22 protein-coding genes are annotated in these 22,140 nt (G+C 71.6%); 16 read left to right on the top strand and 6 right to left on the bottom strand.

What is annotated here, in order from left to right:
- Nucleotides 1–281 precede the first annotated feature (281 nt).
- Entirely contained in the window at nucleotides 282–914 is a 633-nt protein-coding gene (locus tag ACFY04_RS14185; RefSeq protein ID WP_389116617.1) for a uridine kinase, read from the bottom strand.
- A 126-nt stretch (nucleotides 915–1,040) separates the two neighbouring features.
- On the opposite strand from ACFY04_RS14185, the gene ACFY04_RS14180 reads away from it, so the two are divergent.
- The 5 genes from ACFY04_RS14180 to ACFY04_RS14160 all read left to right on the top strand — a co-directional run bounded on the left by ACFY04_RS14180 (nucleotide 1,041) and on the right by ACFY04_RS14160 (nucleotide 5,450).
- On the top strand, nucleotides 1,041–2,423 hold the full coding sequence (locus tag ACFY04_RS14180; protein ID WP_389116615.1) for a peptidase C39 family protein: 1,383 nt from the start codon (nucleotides 1,041–1,043) through the stop codon (nucleotides 2,421–2,423).
- A gap of 97 nt (nucleotides 2,424–2,520) precedes the next feature.
- On the top strand, nucleotides 2,521–2,952 hold the full coding sequence (locus ACFY04_RS14175) for an SPW repeat protein (protein WP_314253709.1): 432 nt from the start codon (nucleotides 2,521–2,523) through the stop codon (nucleotides 2,950–2,952).
- 179 nt (nucleotides 2,953–3,131) lie between these two features.
- Nucleotides 3,132–3,284, top strand: coding sequence for an SCO1431 family membrane protein (locus tag ACFY04_RS14170; RefSeq protein WP_189748327.1), 153 nt, complete (start codon nucleotides 3,132–3,134; stop codon nucleotides 3,282–3,284).
- Between the two features lie 156 nt (nucleotides 3,285–3,440).
- Nucleotides 3,441–4,130 carry a TetR/AcrR family transcriptional regulator gene (locus ACFY04_RS14165; protein ID WP_389116614.1) on the top strand — a complete coding sequence of 230 codons (690 nt, stop codon included), beginning with the start codon at nucleotides 3,441–3,443 and terminating at the stop codon, nucleotides 4,128–4,130.
- Nucleotides 4,131–4,277: 147 nt separating this feature from the next.
- A complete protein-coding gene (locus ACFY04_RS14160; protein ID WP_389116612.1) occupies nucleotides 4,278–5,450 on the top strand; it encodes an acyl-CoA dehydrogenase family protein in 1,173 nt (390 codons plus the stop codon).
- Nucleotides 5,451–5,456: 6 nt separating this feature from the next.
- Here the strand turns inward: ACFY04_RS14160 and ACFY04_RS14155 are convergent, their stop codons facing one another.
- Complete coding sequence (locus tag ACFY04_RS14155) at nucleotides 5,457–5,597, bottom strand: hypothetical protein (RefSeq protein ID WP_351157425.1); 141 nt, start codon at nucleotides 5,595–5,597, stop codon at nucleotides 5,457–5,459.
- A 281-nt stretch (nucleotides 5,598–5,878) separates the two neighbouring features.
- On the opposite strand from ACFY04_RS14155, the gene ACFY04_RS14150 reads away from it, so the two are divergent.
- The 6 genes from ACFY04_RS14150 to ACFY04_RS14125 all read left to right on the top strand — a co-directional run bounded on the left by ACFY04_RS14150 (nucleotide 5,879) and on the right by ACFY04_RS14125 (nucleotide 12,671).
- Nucleotides 5,879–6,421: a YrhB domain-containing protein gene (locus ACFY04_RS14150; protein ID WP_389116610.1), complete on the top strand. Its 543-nt coding sequence runs from the start codon at nucleotides 5,879–5,881 to the stop codon at nucleotides 6,419–6,421.
- Nucleotides 6,422–7,141: 720 nt separating this feature from the next.
- Nucleotides 7,142–8,398 (top strand): helix-turn-helix domain-containing protein, encoded by a 1,257-nt coding sequence (locus ACFY04_RS14145; RefSeq protein WP_389116608.1) that lies wholly within the window; start codon nucleotides 7,142–7,144, stop codon nucleotides 8,396–8,398.
- A gap of 421 nt (nucleotides 8,399–8,819) precedes the next feature.
- Entirely contained in the window at nucleotides 8,820–9,014 is a 195-nt protein-coding gene (locus ACFY04_RS14140) for a hypothetical protein (RefSeq protein WP_389116606.1), read from the top strand.
- On the top strand, nucleotides 9,014–9,493 hold the full coding sequence (locus tag ACFY04_RS14135) for a hypothetical protein (protein ID WP_389116603.1): 480 nt from the start codon (nucleotides 9,014–9,016) through the stop codon (nucleotides 9,491–9,493). Before ACFY04_RS14140 ends, ACFY04_RS14135 begins: the two co-directional genes overlap by 1 nt.
- Nucleotides 9,494–10,385: 892 nt before the next feature.
- Nucleotides 10,386–11,519, top strand: coding sequence for a hypothetical protein (locus ACFY04_RS14130; RefSeq protein WP_389116602.1), 1,134 nt, complete (start codon nucleotides 10,386–10,388; stop codon nucleotides 11,517–11,519).
- Between the two features lie 60 nt (nucleotides 11,520–11,579).
- Complete coding sequence (locus ACFY04_RS14125; protein ID WP_389116600.1) at nucleotides 11,580–12,671, top strand: phosphotransferase family protein; 1,092 nt, start codon at nucleotides 11,580–11,582, stop codon at nucleotides 12,669–12,671.
- A gap of 16 nt (nucleotides 12,672–12,687) precedes the next feature.
- Here the strand turns inward: ACFY04_RS14125 and ACFY04_RS14120 are convergent, their stop codons facing one another.
- Nucleotides 12,688–13,167: a hypothetical protein gene (locus ACFY04_RS14120; RefSeq protein ID WP_389116599.1), complete on the bottom strand. Its 480-nt coding sequence runs from the start codon at nucleotides 13,165–13,167 to the stop codon at nucleotides 12,688–12,690.
- Between the two features lie 217 nt (nucleotides 13,168–13,384).
- Between ACFY04_RS14120 and ACFY04_RS14115 the strand changes: the two genes are divergently transcribed.
- From ACFY04_RS14115 to fxsA, 4 genes are all read left to right on the top strand, one after another.
- Complete coding sequence (locus ACFY04_RS14115) at nucleotides 13,385–13,825, top strand: Lrp/AsnC family transcriptional regulator (RefSeq protein WP_030011705.1); 441 nt, start codon at nucleotides 13,385–13,387, stop codon at nucleotides 13,823–13,825.
- A gap of 94 nt (nucleotides 13,826–13,919) precedes the next feature.
- Nucleotides 13,920–15,548 carry an amidohydrolase gene (locus ACFY04_RS14110; RefSeq protein WP_389116596.1) on the top strand — a complete coding sequence of 543 codons (1,629 nt, stop codon included), beginning with the start codon at nucleotides 13,920–13,922 and terminating at the stop codon, nucleotides 15,546–15,548.
- 305 nt (nucleotides 15,549–15,853) lie between these two features.
- Nucleotides 15,854–16,663, top strand: coding sequence for a polyprenol monophosphomannose synthase (locus ACFY04_RS14105; protein ID WP_389116595.1), 810 nt, complete (start codon nucleotides 15,854–15,856; stop codon nucleotides 16,661–16,663).
- Between the two features lie 78 nt (nucleotides 16,664–16,741).
- Nucleotides 16,742–17,314, top strand: coding sequence for an FxsA family membrane protein (fxsA, locus tag ACFY04_RS14100; RefSeq protein ID WP_389116593.1), 573 nt, complete (start codon nucleotides 16,742–16,744; stop codon nucleotides 17,312–17,314).
- A gap of 116 nt (nucleotides 17,315–17,430) precedes the next feature.
- Here fxsA and ACFY04_RS14095 read toward each other — a convergent pair whose 3' ends face one another.
- The 3 genes from ACFY04_RS14095 to ACFY04_RS14085 form a co-directional block, all read right to left on the bottom strand.
- Nucleotides 17,431–17,805: an RNA polymerase-binding protein RbpA gene (locus ACFY04_RS14095; protein WP_007262928.1), complete on the bottom strand. Its 375-nt coding sequence runs from the start codon at nucleotides 17,803–17,805 to the stop codon at nucleotides 17,431–17,433.
- A gap of 313 nt (nucleotides 17,806–18,118) precedes the next feature.
- The gene (locus ACFY04_RS14090) at nucleotides 18,119–19,546 is read right to left on the bottom strand and encodes an MFS transporter (protein ID WP_389116592.1); all 1,428 of its coding nucleotides are present in this window, start codon (nucleotides 19,544–19,546) and stop codon (nucleotides 18,119–18,121) included.
- 67 nt (nucleotides 19,547–19,613) lie between these two features.
- Nucleotides 19,614–20,384 (bottom strand): glycerophosphodiester phosphodiesterase family protein, encoded by a 771-nt coding sequence (locus tag ACFY04_RS14085; RefSeq protein ID WP_389116590.1) that lies wholly within the window; start codon nucleotides 20,382–20,384, stop codon nucleotides 19,614–19,616.
- 225 nt (nucleotides 20,385–20,609) lie between these two features.
- Here ACFY04_RS14085 and ACFY04_RS14080 point away from each other — a divergent pair, with 225 nt between their 5' ends.
- Nucleotides 20,610–22,112, top strand: coding sequence for a PLP-dependent aminotransferase family protein (locus tag ACFY04_RS14080; protein WP_389116588.1), 1,503 nt, complete (start codon nucleotides 20,610–20,612; stop codon nucleotides 22,110–22,112).
- Nucleotides 22,113–22,140: the final 28 nt, after the last annotated feature.

The following is a 22,140-nucleotide window of genomic DNA, read 5'->3' as shown; positions in this document are numbered from 1 at the left end:
GCGGTCACGCACCTTACGTAGGGCGCGACAGGTCCGGTTCCGGCGTGCGCCCCTGGGGCGGCCGGTGACTCAGGGTGAAGAATCGGGGTGGATCGGCCTCGCGTGACACCGCCGGGGAGGGGGTTCGCGGGCAGAACGAAGCCCCCGATCACGGGGGAACAACCGGGGGCTTCGTGTCCGCGGCGGCCGGTAAAGGCCTCGCATTGAGAACGTAAGGCCGCTGCGGGCCCCAGGTCAAGCGGGTCGGCCTGGCCCCCGGCGGAGCGGATTTCCGGGGGCGTTCAGGCCCGGGGGAGTTCGTCACTCCTGGTGACGGAAGCGGAGGTTCCTGCGGTCGCACGGGCCCCGGAAGACCACTCGTATCCCGTACCGCTCTGGCGTACCAGGGTGTCGGCGAAGGGGCGCGAAGGGTCGTTGGAGAAGTGCGCGCGCTCCGCGCGCTCCCATCCGTCCCAGAAGTCGGAAAGTTCACGCCCATCCCGGTTTCGGCCCCGTTGCCAGGACTGCTCGCGCGGCGTCTCCATCCACAGCAGCCGCGCCAGCCGCGGCCGCAGCGCCGCCCGCCCCGCTCCGACCCCCTCGACCAGGAGCACCGGCGCCGGCTCCAGCACCCGCTCCGGCCCGAACCGGCGCTCCACCCAGTCGTACGGGGCCCAGTGCGCGGGCCGTCCGGCGGCGAGCGGCTCCAGCACCTGCGCGCGCAGCCGCTCCTCCCAGCCGAACAGCTCCTCGTGGGTGGCCACGTCGTCCAGGTGCAGCACGGGCGCCCCCAGCGCCCCGGCGAGCCGCCCCGCGAAGGTGCTCTTCCCGGATCCGGCGTGCCCGTCGATCCCGATCAGGCGCACCGGACCGAGGGAGGGCGGCAGGGCGGCGAGCTCCCGGGCGAGTGACTCAAGTGACTGCTGTGACTCCACCCGACCAGCGTAGACAGGCCCGACACGACCCGTGGCTTCGGGCCGCCGCCGCCGGGAACTGGAAGGGTGATGCCGGATGCCACCCGAGAGCCACCGAAGTACCGACCCACCCTGGGGGAACACGCGATGACCGAACCCACGCCGCGCAGGGCCGTACTCGTCGCGGCTCTCGCGGTCGCCACCGCGGCCACCGCCGCCACCGTCTCCGGCGGCAGCGCCTCGGCGGCCCCTCCCACTCCGCCCACCCCTCCCGCCCCACGGACACCGGGCCGCACCGTCGACAACCGCTTCTGGTACTCCTACGGCCACTGGCTCGCCGGCACCCACCGGGGCACCACCGCCGTCGGCGGCGCCCGCCCCGGCCTGGAGATCGCGACGGCCGTCGGCCGCACCGAGTACGACGACTCGCACACCGGCCGCAAGAGCACCTGGGAGTACGCCACCTGGACCTCCCCCGTGCACCGCTCCACCGTGCCCGCCACCGAGGCCATCGCCTCCTGGAACGCCCGCACCCCGGCCGGGACCTGGATCCAGATCGAACTGCGCGGCACCTATACCGACGGCACCGAGACCCCCTGGTACGTGATGGGCCGCTGGGCCTCCGGTGACGCAGACATCCGCCGCACCTCCGTGGACGGCCAGAGCGACGGCAGGTCCACCGTCTGGACCGACACCCTGGCCCTCGACGCCCCGGCCGCCACCGCCGGCCTGCGGATCACGGCCTGGCAGCTGCGCCTCACCCTCCACCGCAGGCCCGGCGCCCAGCACGGTCCCACCGTGCGGCTCGCGGGCGCCATGGTCTCCGACGTCCCGGACCGCTTCACCGTCCCGCCCTCCGTCCCCTCCCGTACGGCCCACGAGCTGAACGTCCCGCGCTACTCGCAGGAGGTCCACACCGGCCGCTACCCCGAGTACGACAACGGCGGCGAGGCCTGGTGCAGCCCCACCTCCTCGCAGATGATCATCGAGTACTGGGGCGGCAGGGCCGCCCCCTCCGCCCTGACCTGGGTCGACCCGAAGTACTCCGACCCGCAGATCTGCCACGCGGCCCGCTCCACCTACGACGCCGCCTACAAGGGCTGCGGCAACTGGCCCTTCAACGCCGCGTACGCCGCCACCTACCGCGGGCTGGCCGGGGTCGTCACCCGCCTCACCTCCCTGACCGACCTGGAAACCCTGGTCCGGTCCGGCATCCCGGCCATCACCTCCCAGTCCTTCCGCCCCGACGAGCTCACGGGCGCGGGCTACGGGACCGCCGGCCACCTGATGACCGTCATCGGCTTCACCGCCGCCGGGGACGTGATCGCGAACGACCCCAACTCGCCGGACAACCCCGCCGTGCGCCGCGTCTACAAGCGTGCCGAGTGGGAGAACATCTGGCTGCGCACCCAGCGCGTGGGGGTCTCCGGCAAGGTCACCTCGGGCTCCGGCGGCATCTGCTACCTCTACGCGCCGGCCCGTCTGAGCCGGACGCAGTTCCGGGCGCTGCGGGCGGTGGGGGTGCTGTGAGCATGCCGCCAAATTCCCCGTTGACCAAGCGGTACGGATAAGCGGAATATAGGGGGTAAATGGCACATAAAGGCTTCTCAGTAGGAGGCGGCCGGCCATGACCACCCATCCCAGCATCGAGCACCACCCCGACCTCGCCGAGATGCGCACTCGGTTCGAGCGGGTGACCAGCACTCCCCGGGCGCAGGCAGTCGAAGCACTGGCCCTGATCACGGGCCTGTACCTGGCCGCCTCGCCGTGGATCGTCGGGTTCAGCGGCCTCACCCCGCTGGCCATCAACAACCTGATCGCCGGCCTGGCCTTCTGCCTGTGCATGAGCGGGCTGGGTTCCGCCTACGAGCGCACCCACGCGATGGCGTGGACGGCGGTCGCCCTCGGTGCGTGGACGATCATCGCCCCGTGGGCCATCGCCGGTGAGATGGACACGACGCGAACGGTGGTCAGCAATGTGATCGCCGGAGGTGTCGCCCTGTGTCTCGGCCTCGCGATGGCGGGCATGGCGAGCCGCGACCGTGAGTCCCGCGCCTGACCGGGGCGCCGGAGGAGGCGCCGGATGAATGAGCGCGCCGGGTCCCGTCCGAGGAGGTCGGGGCCCGGCCGTCTGTCGCCGAGGCCCTGGCCCTGTCCCTGTATGTCGGGGTTTGCGTGACGCATGCCACCCGTGACGTCCCTACCGCGAAAGCCGCGAACGCTGGCACATTGGACGCCATGACTGCCGACAGCGCCGCCCCCATCGCCGCTCCCCGGGACCTCGTCCGGACCGGAGGCCCCAAGGACGACTCCACCTGGCTGGAGCACGTGCTCGGCTGGACCCTCGTGGTCGTCGTCGCCATGTTCGTCACCCAGGTCGGCTGGCTCTGAGCCCCTCCCGTTCCGGGATCACGAGGCCGCCGGCCGCAGCCCGTCCGGGTTGAAGGTGACGCACGGCAGCCCTTCGGCGCACCTGCTGAAATGAGCTCGGCACGCGGGTCTGCCCTATGGTGGGCGTCCTGTGCCAGTTCGAGGCTAGGGCTGAATTTGAATATTGGTCAACAGCGTGGAACGACCGGCCGATCGCAGGCGCGCAGGGCCGAACTCATAGCCACCGGGCGCAAGTTGTTCGCCGACACCTCGTACGACGCGCTCTCCATGGACGACATCGCCAAACACGCGGGCGTCGCCAAGGGGCTGATCTACTACTACTTCGACAGCAAGCGAGGCTACTACCTCGCCATCGTCGAGGACTCCGTGGCCGAGCTCGTCGCCCGGGCCGGCGGCGACACCGGCCTCCCCGGCGCGGAGCGCGTGCGCCGCACCATCGACGCCTACCTGGCCTACGCCGAGCACCACCGCGCCGCCTACCGCACCATCGTCACCGGCGGCGTCGGCTCCGACGCCGAGGTCCTCGCCATCCGCGACACCGTCCGCGAGGAGCTCGTCGCCACCATCGCCGAAGGCGCGTACGGACGCCGCACCCTCCCGCCGATCGCCCGGCTCGCCCTCGTGGGCTGGCTCTCCGGGGTCGAAGGAACCACCCTGGACTGGATCGGGGTCCTGAGCGCCCCCGGCCGGCCCGATCGCGCCGAGCTCGGGGCCCTGCTGGTGCGCCAGCTGCGCGCGACACTGGAGGTGATCGAGGAGTTCGTCCCGGAGTGTCCGGCACCTCCCGGTCCCGTGGAGCCGTTCGATCCACTCGGTGATCTTGCCCCGGTGACGGGAAGCCCCTGATCGGGCATACTCAAGCCGCCGCAGCCGCTGAACAGCCCCTTCCGTGACCCGGGAGGGCAGCATCGGCTGTGAGATTACCGAGACCCGGCGGCGCGTCCCACACCTCACGCGTCGCCGCCGTGCCCGACCAGGGAGGAGAGCGCCGCCATGACTGACCGCGCCCCGCAGCCGGTGGACCGACAGCTGCCCACCGAGGAGTCCCGGGACCTCCTCGCCCTCGTACGCGAGATCGCGCAGCGGGAGATCCGCCCCAAGGCAGCCGAGGAGGAGGACTCCGGCCGGTTCCCGCGGGAGATCTTCACCCTGCTTTCGGAAGCCGGCCTGCTCGGCCTTCCGTACCCCGGGGAATTCGGCGGCGGCGAGCAGCCGTACGAGGTCTACCTGCAGGTCCTGGAGGAGCTGGCCGCGGCCCGCCTGACCGTCGGCCTCGGCGTCAGCGTGCACTCCCTGGCCTGCCACGGCCTCGCCGGCTACGGCACCAAGGAGCAGCAGGGCGCCCACCTGCCCTCGATGCTCGGCGGCGGCCTCCTGGGCGCCTACTGCCTCTCCGAGCCGGCCGCCGGCTCCGACGCCGCCTCGCTCACCACCAAGGCGGTGCGCGACGGCGACGACTGGGTCATCACCGGCACCAAGGCCTGGATCACCCACGGCGGGGTCGCCGACTTCTACACCGTCCTCGCGCGCACCGGCGCCCAGGGCCCCAAGGGCATCACGGCCTTCCTGGTCCCCGGGGACGCGCAGGGCCTGACCGCCGCCGTGCCCGAGAAGAAGATGGGCATGAAGGGCTCGCCCACCGCCCAGCTGCACTTCGACGGCGTACGGGTTCCCGACGCCCGCCGCATCGGCGAGGAGGGGCAGGGCTTCACCATCGCCCTGGCCGCGCTGGACGCCGGGCGTCTGGGCATCGCCGCCTGCGCCATCGGCGTCGCCCAGGCCGCACTGGACGAGGCCCTGACGTACGCGCTGGACCGCAAGCAGTTCGGGCACCCGATCGCGGACTTCCAGGGGCTGCGCTTCATGCTGGCCGACATGGCCACCAAGATCGAGGCGGGCCGGGCGCTCTACCTCGCCGCGGCACGGCTGCGGGACGCGGGCAAGCCGTTCTCCCGCCAGGCGGCCATGGCCAAGCTGTTCTGCACGGATGCGGCGATGGCCGTCACCACGGACGCGGTGCAGGTCCTCGGCGGATACGGCTACACGGCGGACTTCCCCGTCGAGCGGCTGATGCGCGAGGCGAAGGTGCTCCAGATCGTGGAGGGCACCAACCAGATCCAGCGCATGGTCATCGCCCGCCACCTGGCGGGCCCGGAGACGCGCTGACCGCGGTCAGTACAGCCCGCTGCTGGTGGTGGGCCAGACCGGGGAGGACGTGAGCCGCGACCACTCCGGGTCGCGCCGGCCGGGCAGCGTCCGGCCGGCATCGGCCCACCGCGCCAGCAGATCCCGGTAGATCGGCGGGTCCGGCACCTGCTGCGCCTGCTCACGCGGACGCTGAACCGATTCTTCGAAACCCGGCGCCGCCGGGCGACGCCTTCGGCCCGTTGAAGACTGAAGCATGGTCATACCCGGCCAACGCGGAACCGAAGGACCGGGTAATCGCCCCCGGGGTGCGGCTATCCGTTCGAGGTGTCGCCGGGGGCGTGGTGGCCGGGCGGGGCCCTCGGCGTCCGGCCACCGCCTGCGGGCGGCCATGGGCCGCCCGCGGCCGGGAAGCCGGAACCGGTCGGCCCGTGGTGAAGAATGAAAGGATGATCTCCAGGGAACGCGCCGTCGAGCTCGTCGATTCCTTCCTGGCCGGGGACCGGCTGACGTGGCAGTGGAGAGGGCCGGTACCCGAGCTGGCCGTCTGTCACGTGGAGGAATACGCGGTCGGCTGGCTCGCCTTCTGGAACACGGCGGAGTACGCCCGCACCCGCGACGTGAGCGACAGCCTCATGGGCGGCGGCGGCCACTGCCTGGTGGACCGGTACGACGGGAGCATCCACTACGTCCCCGCCGCCTGGTGGCAGGACGAGGGCTGGCAGGAGCAGTACCTCCTGCAGACCAAGGGCACCAGACCGCCGGATGCGCTGGCCGCCGCGGTTCGTGAGCTCGCGAACTCCGCCGGCGTCGTGGCCGCCATGAACCACCTGCGCAAGCAGGCCCCGCGACTGAGCCTGCAGCAAGCGAAGGCCTACGTGGCGACCGTCCGGGAGGGTGCCGAACCACCGGAAGAGCTGGCGAGCCTGACCCGGAGAGAGGGCGATTCGGCGGCTCTGCCCGTGGAAACACTGGCCGGCCCGGTCCAGTAGAGGCCTGGGGGCTTCGGTGTGCGGGAGCCGCTCGGGCGGTATCAGGGATGCGTATGGGGGTTTTCCGGCAGTCTCATCGTCTCTCCGTGCCAGGCCGGTCCCTCAAGGGCGCTCCCTACGGTCGCGTCGCTTCGCGATGTCGCTGCGCTCCACCCTTGACCGACCGTCCCGCCCCGGACATACGAAGACTGCCGGGAAACCCCCAAAGGAACGGGCCGGGCGTTCCTTTTCAAGGACGGGGACATCAGGGACCACCGGGCACGCCGTGGTGGGGCGGCCAAGAGACAGGCCCATGGGGGCAGCCTGCTGGGTCGGGTGAGCGCATCCAATCGCTACGCGCTCCGCACGTCTCAGCGTCTCCAGTCCGTCCTGGGCTGGGCATAGGCCGTCCACCACCCCAGGGGCCTCTCATTCACGCGTCCGACGACCGGCCGGGGCCGTTGCGAGGGAATGACGGCTGATTTCGCGGCCATTCCGTCGTGGATCCGGGTCAGCGCCGGATTGAGTCCACAAGCAGGGTTGCAGACAGGGATAGTCGGGGCAAATGGTTGGCCTTTTGGGGCGTCCGCGTGCGCTGACCCGGCTCCATAACGCAAGAGCCGCTGTCTCACGCCATCAGGCCGGAGGAGGGGGTGCTTGTGGGGGTTCTCGATCACACGGAGGCGGCCTTGGCCCATACGCTGTCAGCGTCGAGCTGTACGGCAGAAGGGCAAGGCCGCTATGTCACCTGATGCTAGTCCCGACCCCTACGACAACCCCATCGCGTTCGGGCAACGTGTCCAGATCTACCGCACCCGCCGAGGCATGACCCGCGAACAACTGGCCGGCCTTCTCGGTCATCACGCGTCGTGGGTCAAGAAAGTCGAGACCGGAACCATGCGCATGCCGCGACTGCCTGAGATCCTCCGCATTGCCGAGGCCCTTCGTGTGCGCCGTCTCAACGACCTTGTAGGGGACGTGGGCGCCGAACCGTACACCGACCTGTTCGTCGGCCCAGGGCACGACAAACTACCCGCTGTGCGCGCAGCATTGTCCGCGTTCCCTTCGGTCGGCGACGGACCGGCCCCCACGACCGTGTTTCTTCGCGCCGCACTTGACACGGCCTGGGCCGCCCGGCACAGCTCTCCGAATCACCGGGACGTCATCGGCGGGCTGCTGCCCGGTCTCATCCGAGACGCCCAGCGGAGCGTCAGGCATGCTGACACGGCCGCCGACCGGCGGGCGGCCCAGGTCCTGCTGGCGGAAACGTACTTTCTGACTCAGTTCTTCGTTGCCTACCAGCCGGACGCCGGACTGCTGTGGCGTGTTTCAGAACGAGGCGTCATGGCGGCACAGGAGTCGGAGGACCCGCACGCCATCGGCCTCGCGGCATGGCTGTCGGCACAGGCGCACCGAGACTCCGGACCAGGCCACTACGACGCGGCCGACAACGTCGTCATGGACGCCCTGCGCCTGCTGGAGCCAGGCTTGTCGGAGGCCCTCCCGGACGTCCAGGCCATCGTTGGTGCCCTGCGATTCGAGGCGGGATTCACTGCGGCCAAGCGCCGCGACTCCGCTACTGCGTGGGGTTGGTGGGAACGAGCCGGGCAGGTAGCGGCGCAACTCCCTGTCGGCTACTTCCACCGTGTGACGTCGTTCGGTAAGGCAGTGATGGGTGCGCACGGTGTCACTGTCGCGGTCGAACTGCGCGCCGGCAGGGAGTCCGTCCGGCAGGCCAACAGGGCAGAGGCGGATGGGATCCCGTCGCGGCCCCGACGGGCTCGCCATCGGATTGAACAGGCCCGCGCCTACCACCTGGACGCGCAGCCGGACGTCGCGCTCGCCGCGCTGGCGCAGGCGCACGAGGCCGCGCCCGAGACGATCCGATACAACGGGTACGCGCGTCGCATCGTGTTGGAGGAAACCGCATCGCGGGTTCCGGAGAGACGTCAGAGGGCCAGTCGGCTGGCCGTGGACATCGGCCTCATGGCTGCCTGACCAAGGGGGCCGAAACCGGGCCCCTGATTCAACTGGAGCGCCCCTACCGTCGTCGTATCACCCGCTGACGACGGTAGGGAGCAAGCACGTATGACCCTGGACATGGCGTTAGAGAGCTTGGGCGCAACGTGGGCGGCGCGATGAGCAGCGGGGTGCGCCCGGATTCGGACGCGCGTGTGGTCCAACTGCGGCGCGCAGCCTACGACCTCTCCCGACTCACGCTGGAAGTCACACGCTCAGAGGGCCCGCACCAGGACGGGACGTGCGCGTCCGAACATCTTCCCTGCTCCTGCGGCCTGCAGGCGCCTCTCGTACCCGGGTACTGCGGGAAGACCATGGCGCACTGCCGTCCGTGCGGCTACGGCTGGGCGGTCGACCACCATCCGGCGTCCTGCTGGCAGCCCGTCACTCTTGGATCGACGTGAACACCGGCAGCAAGTACTGCGTGTACTGCGACCTCGTCATCCAGGGCGTGGCGCTGGTGATCCCACTCGAATCGGCCTCCGGCGCGCGTCCGAACAACTGGGCGCACGAGGCCGACGACCCTGCCTGCGAGCCGGCTTCACGCCGCAGGCGGGTCGCGCTCGCCGTCCCCTCCGAAGGCAAAGGAAGCTGATGGCAACACCCGCCGTTCTGAAGCCCTCCGCCCGACACCTCCTGTCCGACGACGGGTTCAACCGTGTCGTGCATCTCGTACAGCGCGACAACGACGGTGTGGAGGAAGCACTCGCCGTCCGGATCGTCGACGAGGCACTGAAGTTCGTCGATACCGCCACGCAGGCCACAGGTCGGCACCTGCGCCCATCCAAGTTGGTGGACCTGGGCTGGCACGCCCTTATCCTCCACACGGCCCTGTATCGGGAGTTGTGCATCGCGGGCGGTCGTTTCGTCGACCACAGGCCAGAGGGCCCAGAAACGTTGCGGCGCGATGCCGACACACTGGACCGCACGATGCACGCGATTCGGGAAGCTGGGTACGAGCCGGACGCGTACCTGTGGGGGCCCTCGGCGGACACGGAGGTTCACGCCGGTGACTGCATGCACAGCGAGTGCACGGAGGGAGGGTCGGCGTGTGCCGCCCCGCCGCCTGCCTGACGTGCCGCCTCCGGTCCACTACAGTCGACTGCATTCCGTGAGGAAGGGGCTGCGGTGAGCGAAGAAGAAGCGTGGCGTGGGGTGTGGGTCGATCCTCGTTTCCGTGACGCGGTGGCGAGCTGGAGCGCGAACCGGGTTGAGCGCAGACCGGGCAAGCGAGCCCGTCGCATCTGCCCCCACGGAGCCGGAGTGACCATCATGGTTGATCTCAAGACTCATGCATCCCGGAACGTGCAGTGCGGAGCGTGCTCCCCGTCCGAAGCCTGATCCGCGGAACAAACGCCGTGGCCGGATCCGTCTCCCGACCAGAGCAGTCTTGATCCACAGCGGCCGCCTGTCTCCGGCCCAAGACGGGCTGGAGACGCTTAGGGATGAGGAGCGCGTAGCGATTGGACGCGCTTCCCCCGACGCGGGCCCTGCTCGGGATGGGCCCCGTCTCGGGACCGCGGCCGCCGGGATCTCCCTGGGCATCTCCGACCGCTCCGGTGGTCTCTTGTCGCCCGGCCCGTTCTCTTGGGGGTTTCCCGGCAGTCTTCGACTTTCCGGGGCGGGACGGTCGGTCAAGGGGGGAGCGCAGCGACATCGCGAAGCGACGCGACGCAGGAGCGCCCTTGAGGGATCGGCCCGACACGGAGAGACGATGAGACTGACGGGAAACCCCCATACGCATCCCTGATTCCGATCAAGTGACTCCCGCATGCCCGAGCCTCCGCCCCCCCCCCGCCCCCCGCCCCGAGGCCCCGGCATGTTGCGCCGCTCTGTCAGAGCGTGCCAGAAGGGTGGCCCCGGGGCTGGTTTCTGACGTACCGTCATATCCGCTCGGCTGCCCGCCGAAGCCGCCCCTCAAGTCGCCCCCAAGCCGCCCCGAAGCCGTCTGTCCAGGAGGTTCGCCATGCCCGCCGACCGGCCCGTCGCGCTCGACGAATACCCCATCCACCAGGCGCCCTTGTCGATGAAGCACGTCGTCAGCGGTGACCGCAACGCCTACGACCGGTGCATCTTCCACGTCTTCGACCACGTCGGCCGCGCCGTCCTGATACTCGGCCTCGGCGTCTACCCCAACGCCGGGGTCATCGACGCCTACGCCACCCTCCGCGTCGGCGACGAGCTGCTCGCCGTCCGGGCCTCCGACGCCCTCACCGACGACCGGATGAACCTCTCGGTGGGGCCCTTGTCCATCACCGTCGACGTGCCGCTCAAGCAGCTCACGCTGCGCTGCGCCGCCGATCCGGCAGACCCGCACGGGCTCTCGTACGACATCATCTGGACAGCCGAGTTCCCCGCCGTGTGGGAGCCGCACCACGTCCAGCGGCGCGGCGACCGCCTCATGCTGGAAGGCCGCCGCTTCGTGCAGGCCGGCCAGGTCACCGGAACCATCCGGGCCAAGGGGGAGGAGTACACCCTCACGCCGGGGGAGTGGACCGGCACCCGCGACCGGAGTTGGGGCGTGCGGCCGATCCCGGGGGAGGAAGGGGGCCGCGCGGCCGAGGAGTACCGGCCCGAGGGCTTCCACTGGCTGTGGATCCCGGTCCGTTTCGAGGACCGCTTCGTCATGGTCATCGCCCAGGAGGACGCCGACGGCCACCGCACCCTCAACGAGGCCGTGCAGGTCTTCCCCGAGGGCAGCGGACGCCACGACGTACAACTCGGCTGGCCGCACACCGAGATCCGCTACCGGCCCGGCAGCCGGCACCCCGAGCGGGCCGTCGTCCACCTCACCGACCCCTCCCGCAAGCCCCTCGAACTGGGCGTGGAGATCCTGAACTCCTCCCCGCTCGCGGTCGGCGCCGGATACCCGCCCGCCGGTGACTGGCAGCACGGCACCTGGCAGGGGCGCGGCTGGAGCGACCGCCGCGTCTACGACCTCTCCGACCCCGCGGCCCACCCGATGGCCGCCTTCGGGGTGACCGACCACTCGGCCCGCTTCACCCTCGACGGGCAGATCGGCCACGGCATCTTCGAACACGGCAGCTTCGGGCGCCACGATCCGAGCGGTTTCGCCGACTACTCCTCCGTCGCCCAGTAGGACCCAGCGGAAGCCCAGCAGCAAGACCGGTAAGAAGCCCAGCAGGAAAGGGGATCGCCCATGGCCACCGCACCACGTCCGCGCACCTCCACCCGGGAGCCCGAGGAGCTCGGCCGCCGCCTCGCCGCCTGGCTGGACACCAGGCTCCCCGGCGCGCAGGTCACCAACGTCTCGGTCCCCGGATCCAACGGGATGTCCAGCGAGACCCTGCTCTTCGACATAGAGCACCCCGACACCCCGCTGCGCGCCTGCGCGCTGCGGCTCGCCGCCGACCCGGCCGCCTACACCGTCTTTCCGGCGTACGACATGCCGCGCCAGCACCGCGTGATGAGCCTGGTCGCCCAGCACACGGACCTGCCCGTCCCGCGCGTGCAGTGGCTGGAGGAGGATCCGGGACCGCTGGGGGCGCCGTTCTTCGTGATGGCCCGTGCCGAGGGCCGGGTCCCGCCCGATGTCATGCCCTACACCTACGAGGGCAACTGGCTGCACGCCGCCACCGACGCCGAGCGCGCCGTCCTCCAGGAGGCGAGCATCTCGCTGCTGGCCCGGCTGCACGACCAGTTCCCCTCCAAGGAGGCCGAGTTCCTGCTCCCCGACGGCGAGGGCACCCCGCTGCGCCGGCACGTGGACGCCCAACGCGCCTACTACTCCTGGGTGGTGGGCGGACTCGCGCCGTCCCCGCTCATCGAGCGGGCGTTCGCCCGTCTGGAGGAGCTGTGGCCGCAGGACGAGGGCCCCGCCGTCCTCAACTGGGGCGACGCACGCATCGGCAACGTCATCTACGACGGATTCGCGCCGGTGGCCGTACTGGACTGGGAGATGGCGGCGTACACCCCGCGCGAGGTGGACCTCGGCTGGACCGTCTACCTGCACCGGTTCTTCCAGGACCTCACGGTCGGCTTCGGCCAGCCCGGCCTGCCGGACTTCCTGCGCCGTGAGGACCTGGAGCGCCGGTACGCCGAGCTCACCGGCCACACCCCGCGGGACATGGAGTTCCACACCCTCTACGCGGCCCTGCGGCACGGGATCGTGATGCTGCGCATCGCCTACCGGCAGGCCCACTTCGGGGAGGTCGAGGTCCCGGCGGACCCGGACAGCCTGATCCTGCACCACGCCGGCCTGGCCGCCATGGTGCAGGGAACGTACTGGTAGGGGAGCGGAGCGGCCGTCAGGCCGCCTGCGCGTGCTGCTGCCGCGTCTGCGCCTGCGGCCGCGGCAGCACGGGGCTCACCACACGGACCGGGCGCGAGCCCGGACCGCCGACGTGCGAGAAGGGCTGCGTCCGCCAGTCCAGGCCCTGGGGCAGGGTCGACAGGATGACGGGTTCGACCTCCGGCGCCTCCACCGGCTGGATCATGCCGACGCTGGGCAGGGCGTCGCTCGCGGGCCGGCCGGTGCCCGCGCACACGGTGAGGCCGAAGGGGTTCCACGGGGTCAGGCAGAGGGCGTGCTGCGGCAGGTACTCCTCGTCCGCGACGAGGGCGATCGACTGGCCGCAGTCGGGGCAGATCGCGTGGTGGATCTCGAATCCCTCGATCTCGTCGAGGTAATCGCCGTCCCCGCCGTCGTCCGGGTACGTTCCGTCCCCGGAATCGAGCAGTTCCAGGGGCTCCGGTTCGGTGCGACCGGCGCGCTTGGTGTTCAGCATGGATGTACTCCCCCTTGGGTGGGCCGGGCGGGCAGGTTCTTCGGCCTCGGCCACAGCAACCAATTCCCGTCGAGCGTCACGAGTAACCACAACAGACGGGCCTCCACCTGCATACCCCTGTGGCCTTGGTCACATGCCTGCCGCAGATGCCTCCAGTGGGCGGACAGCACTGGGCCTGGAGCGCCCTTGGGCCGTAAGTTGAGCGGCTATGAGCGCAATGGAGGAGCTGGACCGCCAGATCGTTGATCTGCTCGTGCGGGACGGGCGGATGAGCTACACGGATCTGGGCAAGGCCACGGGACTGTCCACGTCGGCAGTTCATCAGCGAGTACGACGTCTGGAACAGCGCGGGGTCATCCGCGGCTATGCGGCCGTGGTCGATCCGGAGGCCGTCGGCCTGCCGCTGACCGCGTTCATCTCGGTCAAGCCCTTCGACCCGAGCGCCCCGGACGACATCGCCGACCGGCTGGCCGGCGTCCCCGAGATCGAGGCCTGCCACAGCGTCGCCGGCGACGAGAACTACATCCTGAAGGTACGCGTCGCCACCCCCCTGGAGCTGGAAGACCTCCTGGGCCGCCTGCGCGCCCTCGCCCACGTCTCGACGCGCACGACGGTCGTCCTGTCCACCCCCTACGAGGCGCGCCCGCCCCGCGTCTGACCGGTGCCCGCCCGCGTCTGACCGGTGCCCGAGCGGTGCCCGAGCAGGGACCCGGTGGTCGGGCCGGGGTGGGCGACGCGGGACACTGGTCGGCATGACTGACCGCACCGCCCACTCCGCCGACGCCGCCGGAGCACCGACCAGGACCGTTCTCCTCCGCGGGGGCGAGGTGCACAGCCCCGCCGACCCCTTCGCCACCGCGATGGTCGTCGAGCGCGGCCGCATCGCATGGGTCGGTTCCGAGGGCGCCGCCGACGCCTTCGCGCAGGGCGTGGACGAGGTCGTCGACCTCGGCGGCGCGCTCGTCACGCCGGCCTTCACCGACGCCCACGTCCACACCACCTCCGCGGGTCTGGCCCTCACCGGGCTGGACCTCTCCGGGGCGCGCACCCTCTCCGCCGCGCTGGACCTCGTACGCGCCTACGCCGCGAGCCGCCCGGCCGACCGGGTGCTCCTCGGCCACGGCTGGGACGCCGCCCGCTGGCCCGAGCGCCGGGCCCCGCACCGGGCCGAGCTCGACGAGGCCACCGGCGGCCGCCCGCTCTACCTCAGCCGCGTCGACGTGCACTCGGCCGTGGTCACCACCGCCCTGCTCGCCCTCGTCCCGGGGGTACGGCCCGACGGTGACCGGCCGCTGACCGGTGACGGCCACCACGCCGTACGGCGGGCCGCGCTGGCCGCCGTCACCCCCGCCCAGCGCGCCGAGGCCCAGCGGGCCGCCCTCGACCGGGCCGCGTCCCTCGGTATCGGTTCCGTCCACGAGTGCGGCGGGCCCGAGATCTCCTCCGCCGAGGATTTCACCGGTCTGCTCGCCCTGGCCGCCGAGCGGCCGGGGCCGCGCGTCTTCGGGTACTGGGCCGACCGGGACCTGGAACTGGCCAGGGAGCTCGGGGCCGTCGGAGCCGCCGGAGACCTGTTCGTCGACGGCGCCCTCGGCTCGCACACGGCCTGCCTGCACGACCCGTACGCGGACGCCGCGCACACCGGCACCGAGTACCTCGACGTGCACGCCGTCGCCGAGCACGTGGCCGCCTGCACCGAGGCGGGCCTCCAGGCCGGATTCCACGCCATCGGGGACGCCGCGATCACCGCCGTCGTCGAGGGTGTCCGTGCGGCGGCCGAGAAGGTCGGCCTGGCCCGGGTCCGCGCCGCCCGGCACCGGGTGGAGCACGCGGAGATGATGACCCCCGCCACCATCGCGGCCTTCGCGGAGCTGGGGCTGACCGCCTCCGTGCAGCCCGCGTTCGACGCGGCCTGGGGCGGCGAGGGCGGCATGTACGCCGACCGGCTCGGCGCCGGGCGGGCCCGCACCCTCAACCCGTACGCGGCCATGCTCAAGGCCGGTGTCCCGCTGGCCTTCGGCTCGGACGCGCCGGTCACCCCGCTCGACCCGTGGGGCACCGTCCGCGCGGCCGCCTTCCACCGGACCCCCGAACACCGGATCTCCGTACGGGCCGCCTTCACCGCCCACACGCGGGGCGGCTGGCGGGCCCTGGGCCGCGACGACGCGGGCGTCCTCGTCCCCGGCGCACCGGCCGACTACGCGGTCTGGCAGACGGGTGACCTGGTCGTCCAGGCCCCCGACGACCGGGTCGCCCGCTGGTCCACCGACCCCCGCTCGGGCACCCCCGGACTGCCCGACCTGACCCCCGGATCCGCACTGCCGGTGTGCCTCGCCACCGTCGTCGGCGGGCGGGAGGTATTCGTACGCCCACAGGGGTGATCCGGCGGGCCTCGGTTCGGTACGGGCGGTCGGACCCGGATAGGTTCGGCCGGGTCCACCGCCAGGAAGTCCGTGCCGGACGACTCCGTCTGCTCAGCGCGCCCGCGCCTCGGGGGCGAGGGAAGGTTTCGCCGGGCGGCGGGTGGCCCCGGGTCGGGGTCCGCGGTCCAGTAGACAACGGTCACGGCGGCCCGCAGCCAGCGGGCGTCTGACCGGCCCGAAGGACCGCGGGCCCCGGCCACTGTTCTAAAGTCATCCTCTGCGACCAGACGTACAGGACGTGCAAGAGCACAAAAGGGGACTCAGTGAGCGACGGCGGACAGCGGACCTACGGACCGCTCGGTACGGCCTTGGTGATCATTCCGACCTACAACGAGGCGGAGAACATCGGGCTGATCGTCGGGCGTGTGCGCGCGGCCGTGCCCGAGGCCCACATCCTCGTCGCGGACGACAACAGCCCGGACGGCACCGGCAAGCTCGCCGACGAGCTGGCGGTCGGCGACGACCACGTCCACGTGCTGCACCGCAAGGGCAAGGAGGGGCTGGGCGCCGCCTACCTGGCGGGCTTCGTCTGGGCCCTGGAGCAGGGCTACGGGGTGATCGTCGAAATGGACGCCGACGGCTCCCACCAGCCCGAGGAGCTGCCCCGCCTGCTGACCGCGCTGGCCGGCGCGGACCTGGTCCTGGGCTCCCGCTGGGTGCCGGGCGGGCGGGTGGTGAACTGGCCGAAGAGCCGGGAGTTCATCTCGCGCGGCGGTTCGACCTACTCCCGTCTGATGCTGAACCTTCCGATGCGGGACGTGACCGGCGGCTACCGGGCCTTCCGCCGGGAGACCCTGGAGGGGCTGGGGCTGGACGAGGTGGCCTCGGCGGGCTACTGCTTCCAGGTCGACCTGGCGCGCAGGGCCGTGCAGAAGGGCTTCCGCGTGGTGGAGGTCCCCATCACGTTCGTCGAGCGTGAGTTCGGCGACAGCAAGATGAGCAAGGACATCCTGGTCGAGGCGCTGTGGCGGGTCACCCAGTGGGGCATCAAGGCCCAGGCCTCCAAGCTGCTGGGCAAGGACAGCGGCAAGGACGGCGGCCCGGAGACCGGCAAGCCGGGCAGCGGGGCCTGACCGGCAAGACACCCCTAGGGGATGTCCGGTACCTCCGGCTGAGGCCGCTTTTATGCGGCCCCAGGCACACTGGACGGTATGACGACCGGCATTTCCACGGCCCCCCGGCGGCGCTCGCCCGCCCGTACGTTCCTCCCCCTGGCGATCGCCGCCTGGCTGATCCTGGAGATCTGGCTGCTCACCGTGGTCGCGGGCGTGGCCGGCGGCCTCGCCGTGGCCGCGCTGCTCGCGGGCGGCATCGTCCTGGGCGCGGTGGTCATCAAGCGGGCCGGGCGGCGTGCCTTCGAGAACCTGGCGAGCACCTTCCAGCAGGCCCAGCAGGGGCAGCAGCCCACTCCGCAGCAGCCCGGCCAGGGCAATGGCCTCACGATGCTGGCGGGTCTGCTCCTGATGCTCCCCGGCCTGATCTCCGACGTGGCGGGACTGGTCCTGCTGCTGCCGCCCGTCCGGGCCTGGATCGGCCGCAGGGCGGCCCGTTCGCTGGAGCGGAAGATGGCCTCGGCCCCCGCCGGCAGCTTCGGTGACGCCTTCCAGCAGGCCCGCATCCACTACCCCGACGGCAAGGTCGTCCAGGGTGAGGTCATCCGCGAGGACCGTCCCGGCCGCCAGGACGGCCCGGACACGGCGTACCGCCCGCCGCCGGCCCCGTAAGGCGCCCGCAGAGCGCCTGCAGAGCCGCCCGTGGGGCGAAGAGAACGCGGAAAAGCCGAGGGGCCCCGCCACACACTGTGCGGCGGGGCACCTCGGCTTGTGTATCCGTCCGGCTGTCAGGCGGACTTGCGGCTGTCCCGCGGATGCACGGCAATGTTCATGGCGCCGGAACGCAGGACTGCAAGCCTTTCGGCCAGCACTTCCTCCAGCTCCTCGCGGGTGCGTCGCTCCATGAGCATGTCCCAGTGCGTTCGCGCAGGCTTGCCCTTCTTCTCTTCGGGCCCATCCCCGTCCACCAGGAGTGCCATGGCGCCGCACGCCTTGCACTCCCACTCCGGCGGAATTTCTGCCTCAACCGAGAACGGCATCTCAAATCGATGTCCGTTCTGGCATGCGTACTCCACCGCCTGGCGCGGGGCCAGATCGATGCCGCGGTCCGTCTCGTAGCTGGTAACCACGAGGCGCGTACCGCGGAGAGCTCGCTCACTCATGAATCGTGCCTCCCGGGCTTGTCGCCCACAGGACAGGTGTCGCTGTCGTCGTCATCCGGTCAACGTCCGGTCGGCGGTATAGATTCCCGCTCCGGGTCGTGCGTCGCCCGTCGTGCCGCCCCTTGTTGTACCCACCAATGCCCGTTTTGTCACATCTGGCAGCAGATGTCACCCAACGTCCACGCTTCTTAGGCGCGCAGTAACGGTCCGCCTGGCAGGCCAAAGGCGTACACTACCGGCCCTTTGCTTCAACGTCTAAATTCGTTCGGAATTCGTTCGTAGATCCGGGCGGGGCGCACTCGCGGACCCACGCTCAGATCCGCTCCGGTACAGGATTGCCTGCCGCCTCCACCGCGCGCCGCACCGGCACTCGCGCCAGGAGCACGAATCCCAGTGCGAAGAAGACCACCAGCGAGATGATCGCGTCCCGGTAGCTGCCCGTGAGCTGGTACGTCAGGCCGAACACCAGCGGCCCCACCCAGCTCAGGCCCCGGTCGCTCATCTCGTACGCCGAGAAGTACTCGGCCTCCTTGCCCGCCGGCACCAGGTGCGAGAACAGCGAGCGCGACAGCGCCTGGCTGCCTCCCAGCACCAGCCCGATCATCGCGGCGAGTGCGAAGAACCACACCGGGGTCCGGGCCGGCAGGAAGTATCCGGCCGCCAGCGTCACCGCCCACGCGGCCAGCGAGCCCAGGATCGTCCGCTTGGCTCCGTAGATCCGGGCGAGGCGGCCCATGCCCAGGGCGCCCGCCACCGCCAGGATCTGCACCAGCAGCACCGCCCCGATCAGGGTGGACTGCTCCAGCTTCAGCTCCTCCGAGCCGTAGATGGAGGCCTGCGAGATCACGGTCTGCACGCCGTCGTTGTAGATCAGGTACGCCAGCAGGAACGACAGGGTCAGCGGGTAGCGCCGCATGTCCTTCAGGGTGGCGACGAGCTGCTTCCAGCCGCTGACGGCCGGAGCCGCCCCCGGCTCCCGCACCACGGCCCGGTCCCGCAGCCGGCGCAGCGGGATCAGCGCGAAGGCCCCCCACCACAGGCCCGCGGAGGCCAGGCAGATCCGGACCGCCTCGCCCTCCGTGAGGCCGAAGGAGTCGTGGCCCTGGAAGAGGACCAGGTTCACCACCAGCATCACGGACCCGGCGGTGTAGCCGAAGGCCCAGCCCCGCGAGGAGACGGTGTCCCGTTCGTCGGGGGTGGAGATCTGCGGCAGATAGGCGTTGTAGAGCACCATCGAGACCGACAGGGAGGCGTTCGCCACGATGAGCAGCAGGCCGCCCAGCAGATAGCGCTCACCGCCCAGGAAGAACATTCCGGCGGTCGCCGCGGCGCCCGTGTAGGCGGCCGCCGCCAACAGTGGCTTCTTGCGACCGGTCCGGTCGGCGACGGCCCCCACCAGTGGCATCAGCAGGACGGCCAGGATCACCGAGGCCGAGACGGAGTAGGCGAAGAAGGATCCGGCGCGCACCGGGATGCCCAGCGGGTGCACGAAGCCCTCGGCGTCCGCGGCGGCCTTGGCCACCGCGGTCAGGTAGGGCCCGAGAAACACGGTCAGCACGCTCGCCGAGTAGACCGAGACGGCGAAGTCGTAGAAGTACCAGCCCCGCTGCTCGCGCTTGCGCTGGGCGGTCGCGGCCGTCGTGGCGGACGTGGCGGCCTCGGCCGTCGTGGCGGCTGCGGCTCTGCCGTCCTCCGCCCCGGGTTCCGCTTCCTCGGTCCTGCTGCTCTCTTCCGCACTCATGCGGTGTCCCCCTCGCTGATCCCGTTCCGCAGCGGCATCCCGGCCCGGGCGGGGGGCTAAGGGCGCGTCAGGCCCAGGCCCCGCGCCGGTCCAGCACCGTGCGCAAGATGTCGATCCGGTCGGTCATGATGCCATCCACACCCAGGTCGAGGAGAGCCTCCATACGTTCCGTTTCGTTCACGGTCCAGACGTGTACCTGCAGTCCCCGCTCGTGCGCGGTCCGTACGAACCGGCGGTCGACGACGCGGATGCCGGCCTGGGTCTCCGGAACCTGCGCCGCCACCGCGCCCACGCGCAGCGCCGCGGGAATGGCGTACGAGCGCAGCCGCAGGCCGAGCACCCCGCGTACGCCGTAGGAGGTCGCCAGCCGGGGCCCGGCGATCTTCTGGGCGCGGGCCACCCGGCTCTCCGAGAAGGAGCTCACGCAGACCCGGTCCCAGATCCCGGCCCGGGCGATCAGGTTGACCAGCGGGTGCAGCGCCGACTCGGTCTTGAGGTCGATGTTCCAGCGGGCGTCCGGGAACTCCTCCAGCAGCTCCTCGAAGAGCGGCAGCGGCTCGGTGCCCCCCACCCGGGCCTCACGGACCCGCTTCCAGGGCAGTTCGGCGATCCGGCCCCGGCCGTCGGTGACCCGGTCCAGCGTGGAGTCGTGGAAGGCGACGAGTTTCCCGTCCACCGTGGCGTGCACATCGGTCTCGAAGTACCGGTAGCCCGCTTCGGCGGCCCGGCGGAAGGCGGCGGCGGTGTTCTCCAGCCCGTCCGCGGCACCGCCCCGGTGCGCGAAGGGGATCGGGGCCGGGTGGTCCAGATACGGATGGCGAAGGCGTACGTGCGTCACGGCGGCAGTATGCCTCTTGTTACCCGTGGGAAGGGTGCGGCTCGATGGCTGCGTGGTGAACGGCGCGCCGCCGTAGCCGTGCGGCCCTCACCGCCGAGCGTTCGGGTACCCCCGCCCCTGGTCCGGGTGGCCCCCGGCGTGACAGGGTGTAGGGGCGGAAGCAATCCAATACCGGCCGCGCCCGGGGTCGGGCGGGGCCAATTCGACGAAGGTGGACCGGACAGCATGGCCGAATGGACCTCAGCGGTCGGTGCCGCACAGCTCGCCCGCCTCATCACCTCCCAGCAGGAGCGGCCCAGCGTCCCCGGGGCGCGCAAGCTGCCCGCCTACCGGACCCTCGCCGACGGCATCCGCCTGCTCGTCCTCGAAGGCCGCGTCCCCGTCGCCGCCCGGCTGCCCGCCGAGCGGGAACTGGCCGTCGCCCTCTCCCTCAGCCGCACCACCGTCGCCGCAGCCTACGAGGCCCTGCGGGGCGAGGGGTTCCTGGAGTCCCGCCGCGGCGCCGGCAGCTGGACCTCCGTCCCGGCCGGGAACCCGCTGCCCGCCCGGGGCCTCGAACCGCTGCCGCCCGAGTCCCTGGGTTCGATGATCGACCTCGGCTGCGCCGCGCTCCCGGCCCCCGAACCGTGGCTCACCAAGGCCGTCCAGGGCGCCCTGGAGGAGCTGCCGCCGTACGCGCACACCCACGGGGACTACCCGGCGGGCCTGCCCGCGCTGCGCCGGATGCTCGCCGACCGCTACACCGAGCAGGGCATTCCGACCATGCCCGAGCAGATCATGGTCACCACCGGAGCGATGGGCGCCATCGACGCCATCTGCAGTCTCTTCGCCGGGCGCGGGGAGCGGATCGCCGTCGAGTCCCCCTCCTACGCCAACATCCTCCAGCTGATGCGCGCCGCCGGGGTCCGCCTCGTGCCCGTCGCCATGGCCGGCGGCCTCAGCGGCTGGGACATGGACGTCTGGCGGCAGGTGCTGCGCGATTCGGCCCCCCGCCTCGCCTACGTGGTCGCCGACTTCCACAACCCGACCGGGGCCCTGGCCTCCGAGGACCAGCGCCGCGCGATGGTGGAGGCCGCCCGCTCGGCCGGCACCGTCCTGGTGGCCGACGAGACCATGGTCGAGCTCCAGCTGGACCCGGACCTGGAGATGCCCCGCCCGGTGTGCTCCTTCGACCCGGCCGGCAGCACGGTCATCACGGTCGGCTCCGCCAGCAAGGCGTTCTGGGCGGGCATGCGGATCGGCTGGGTCCGCGCGGCTCCCGACGTGATCCGCAGCCTGGTCGCCGCCCGCGCCTACGCCGACCTGGGCACACCGGTGCTGGAACAGCTCGCGGTGAACTGGCTGATGCGGACCGGGGGCTGGCAGGAGGCTGTCGGGATCCGCCGCGAGCAGGCCCGGGACAACCGCGACGCGCTGGTCGCGGCGGTCCGCCGGGAGCTGCCGGACTGGGAGTTCGTGGTGCCGCAGGGCGGGCTGACCCTGTGGGCCCGCGCGGGCGGGCTCTCCGGCTCGCGGCTGGCCGAGGTGGGGGAGCGGGTCGGGGTACGGGTCCCCTCGGGGCCGAGGTTCGGCGTGGACGGGGCCTTCGAGGGCTACGTCCGGCTGCCGTTCACCGTGGGCGGGCCGGTGGCCGAGGAGGCCGCCTCCCGGCTGGCGGCGGCGGCCCGGCTGGTCGGCACGGGCGCGGGCGGCAGCGGGGCGGAGCCGCCGCGCACGTTCGTGGCGTAACCCGCCGGACCCGCTGCCCGCTGGTCGT

Source organism: Streptomyces sp. NPDC001549, assembly GCF_042894025.1.
GTDB classification, from domain to species: Bacteria; Actinomycetota; Actinomycetes; order Streptomycetales; family Streptomycetaceae; genus Streptomyces; species Streptomyces kutzneri.
This window is presented reverse-complemented; position numbering and strand designations above follow the sequence as displayed.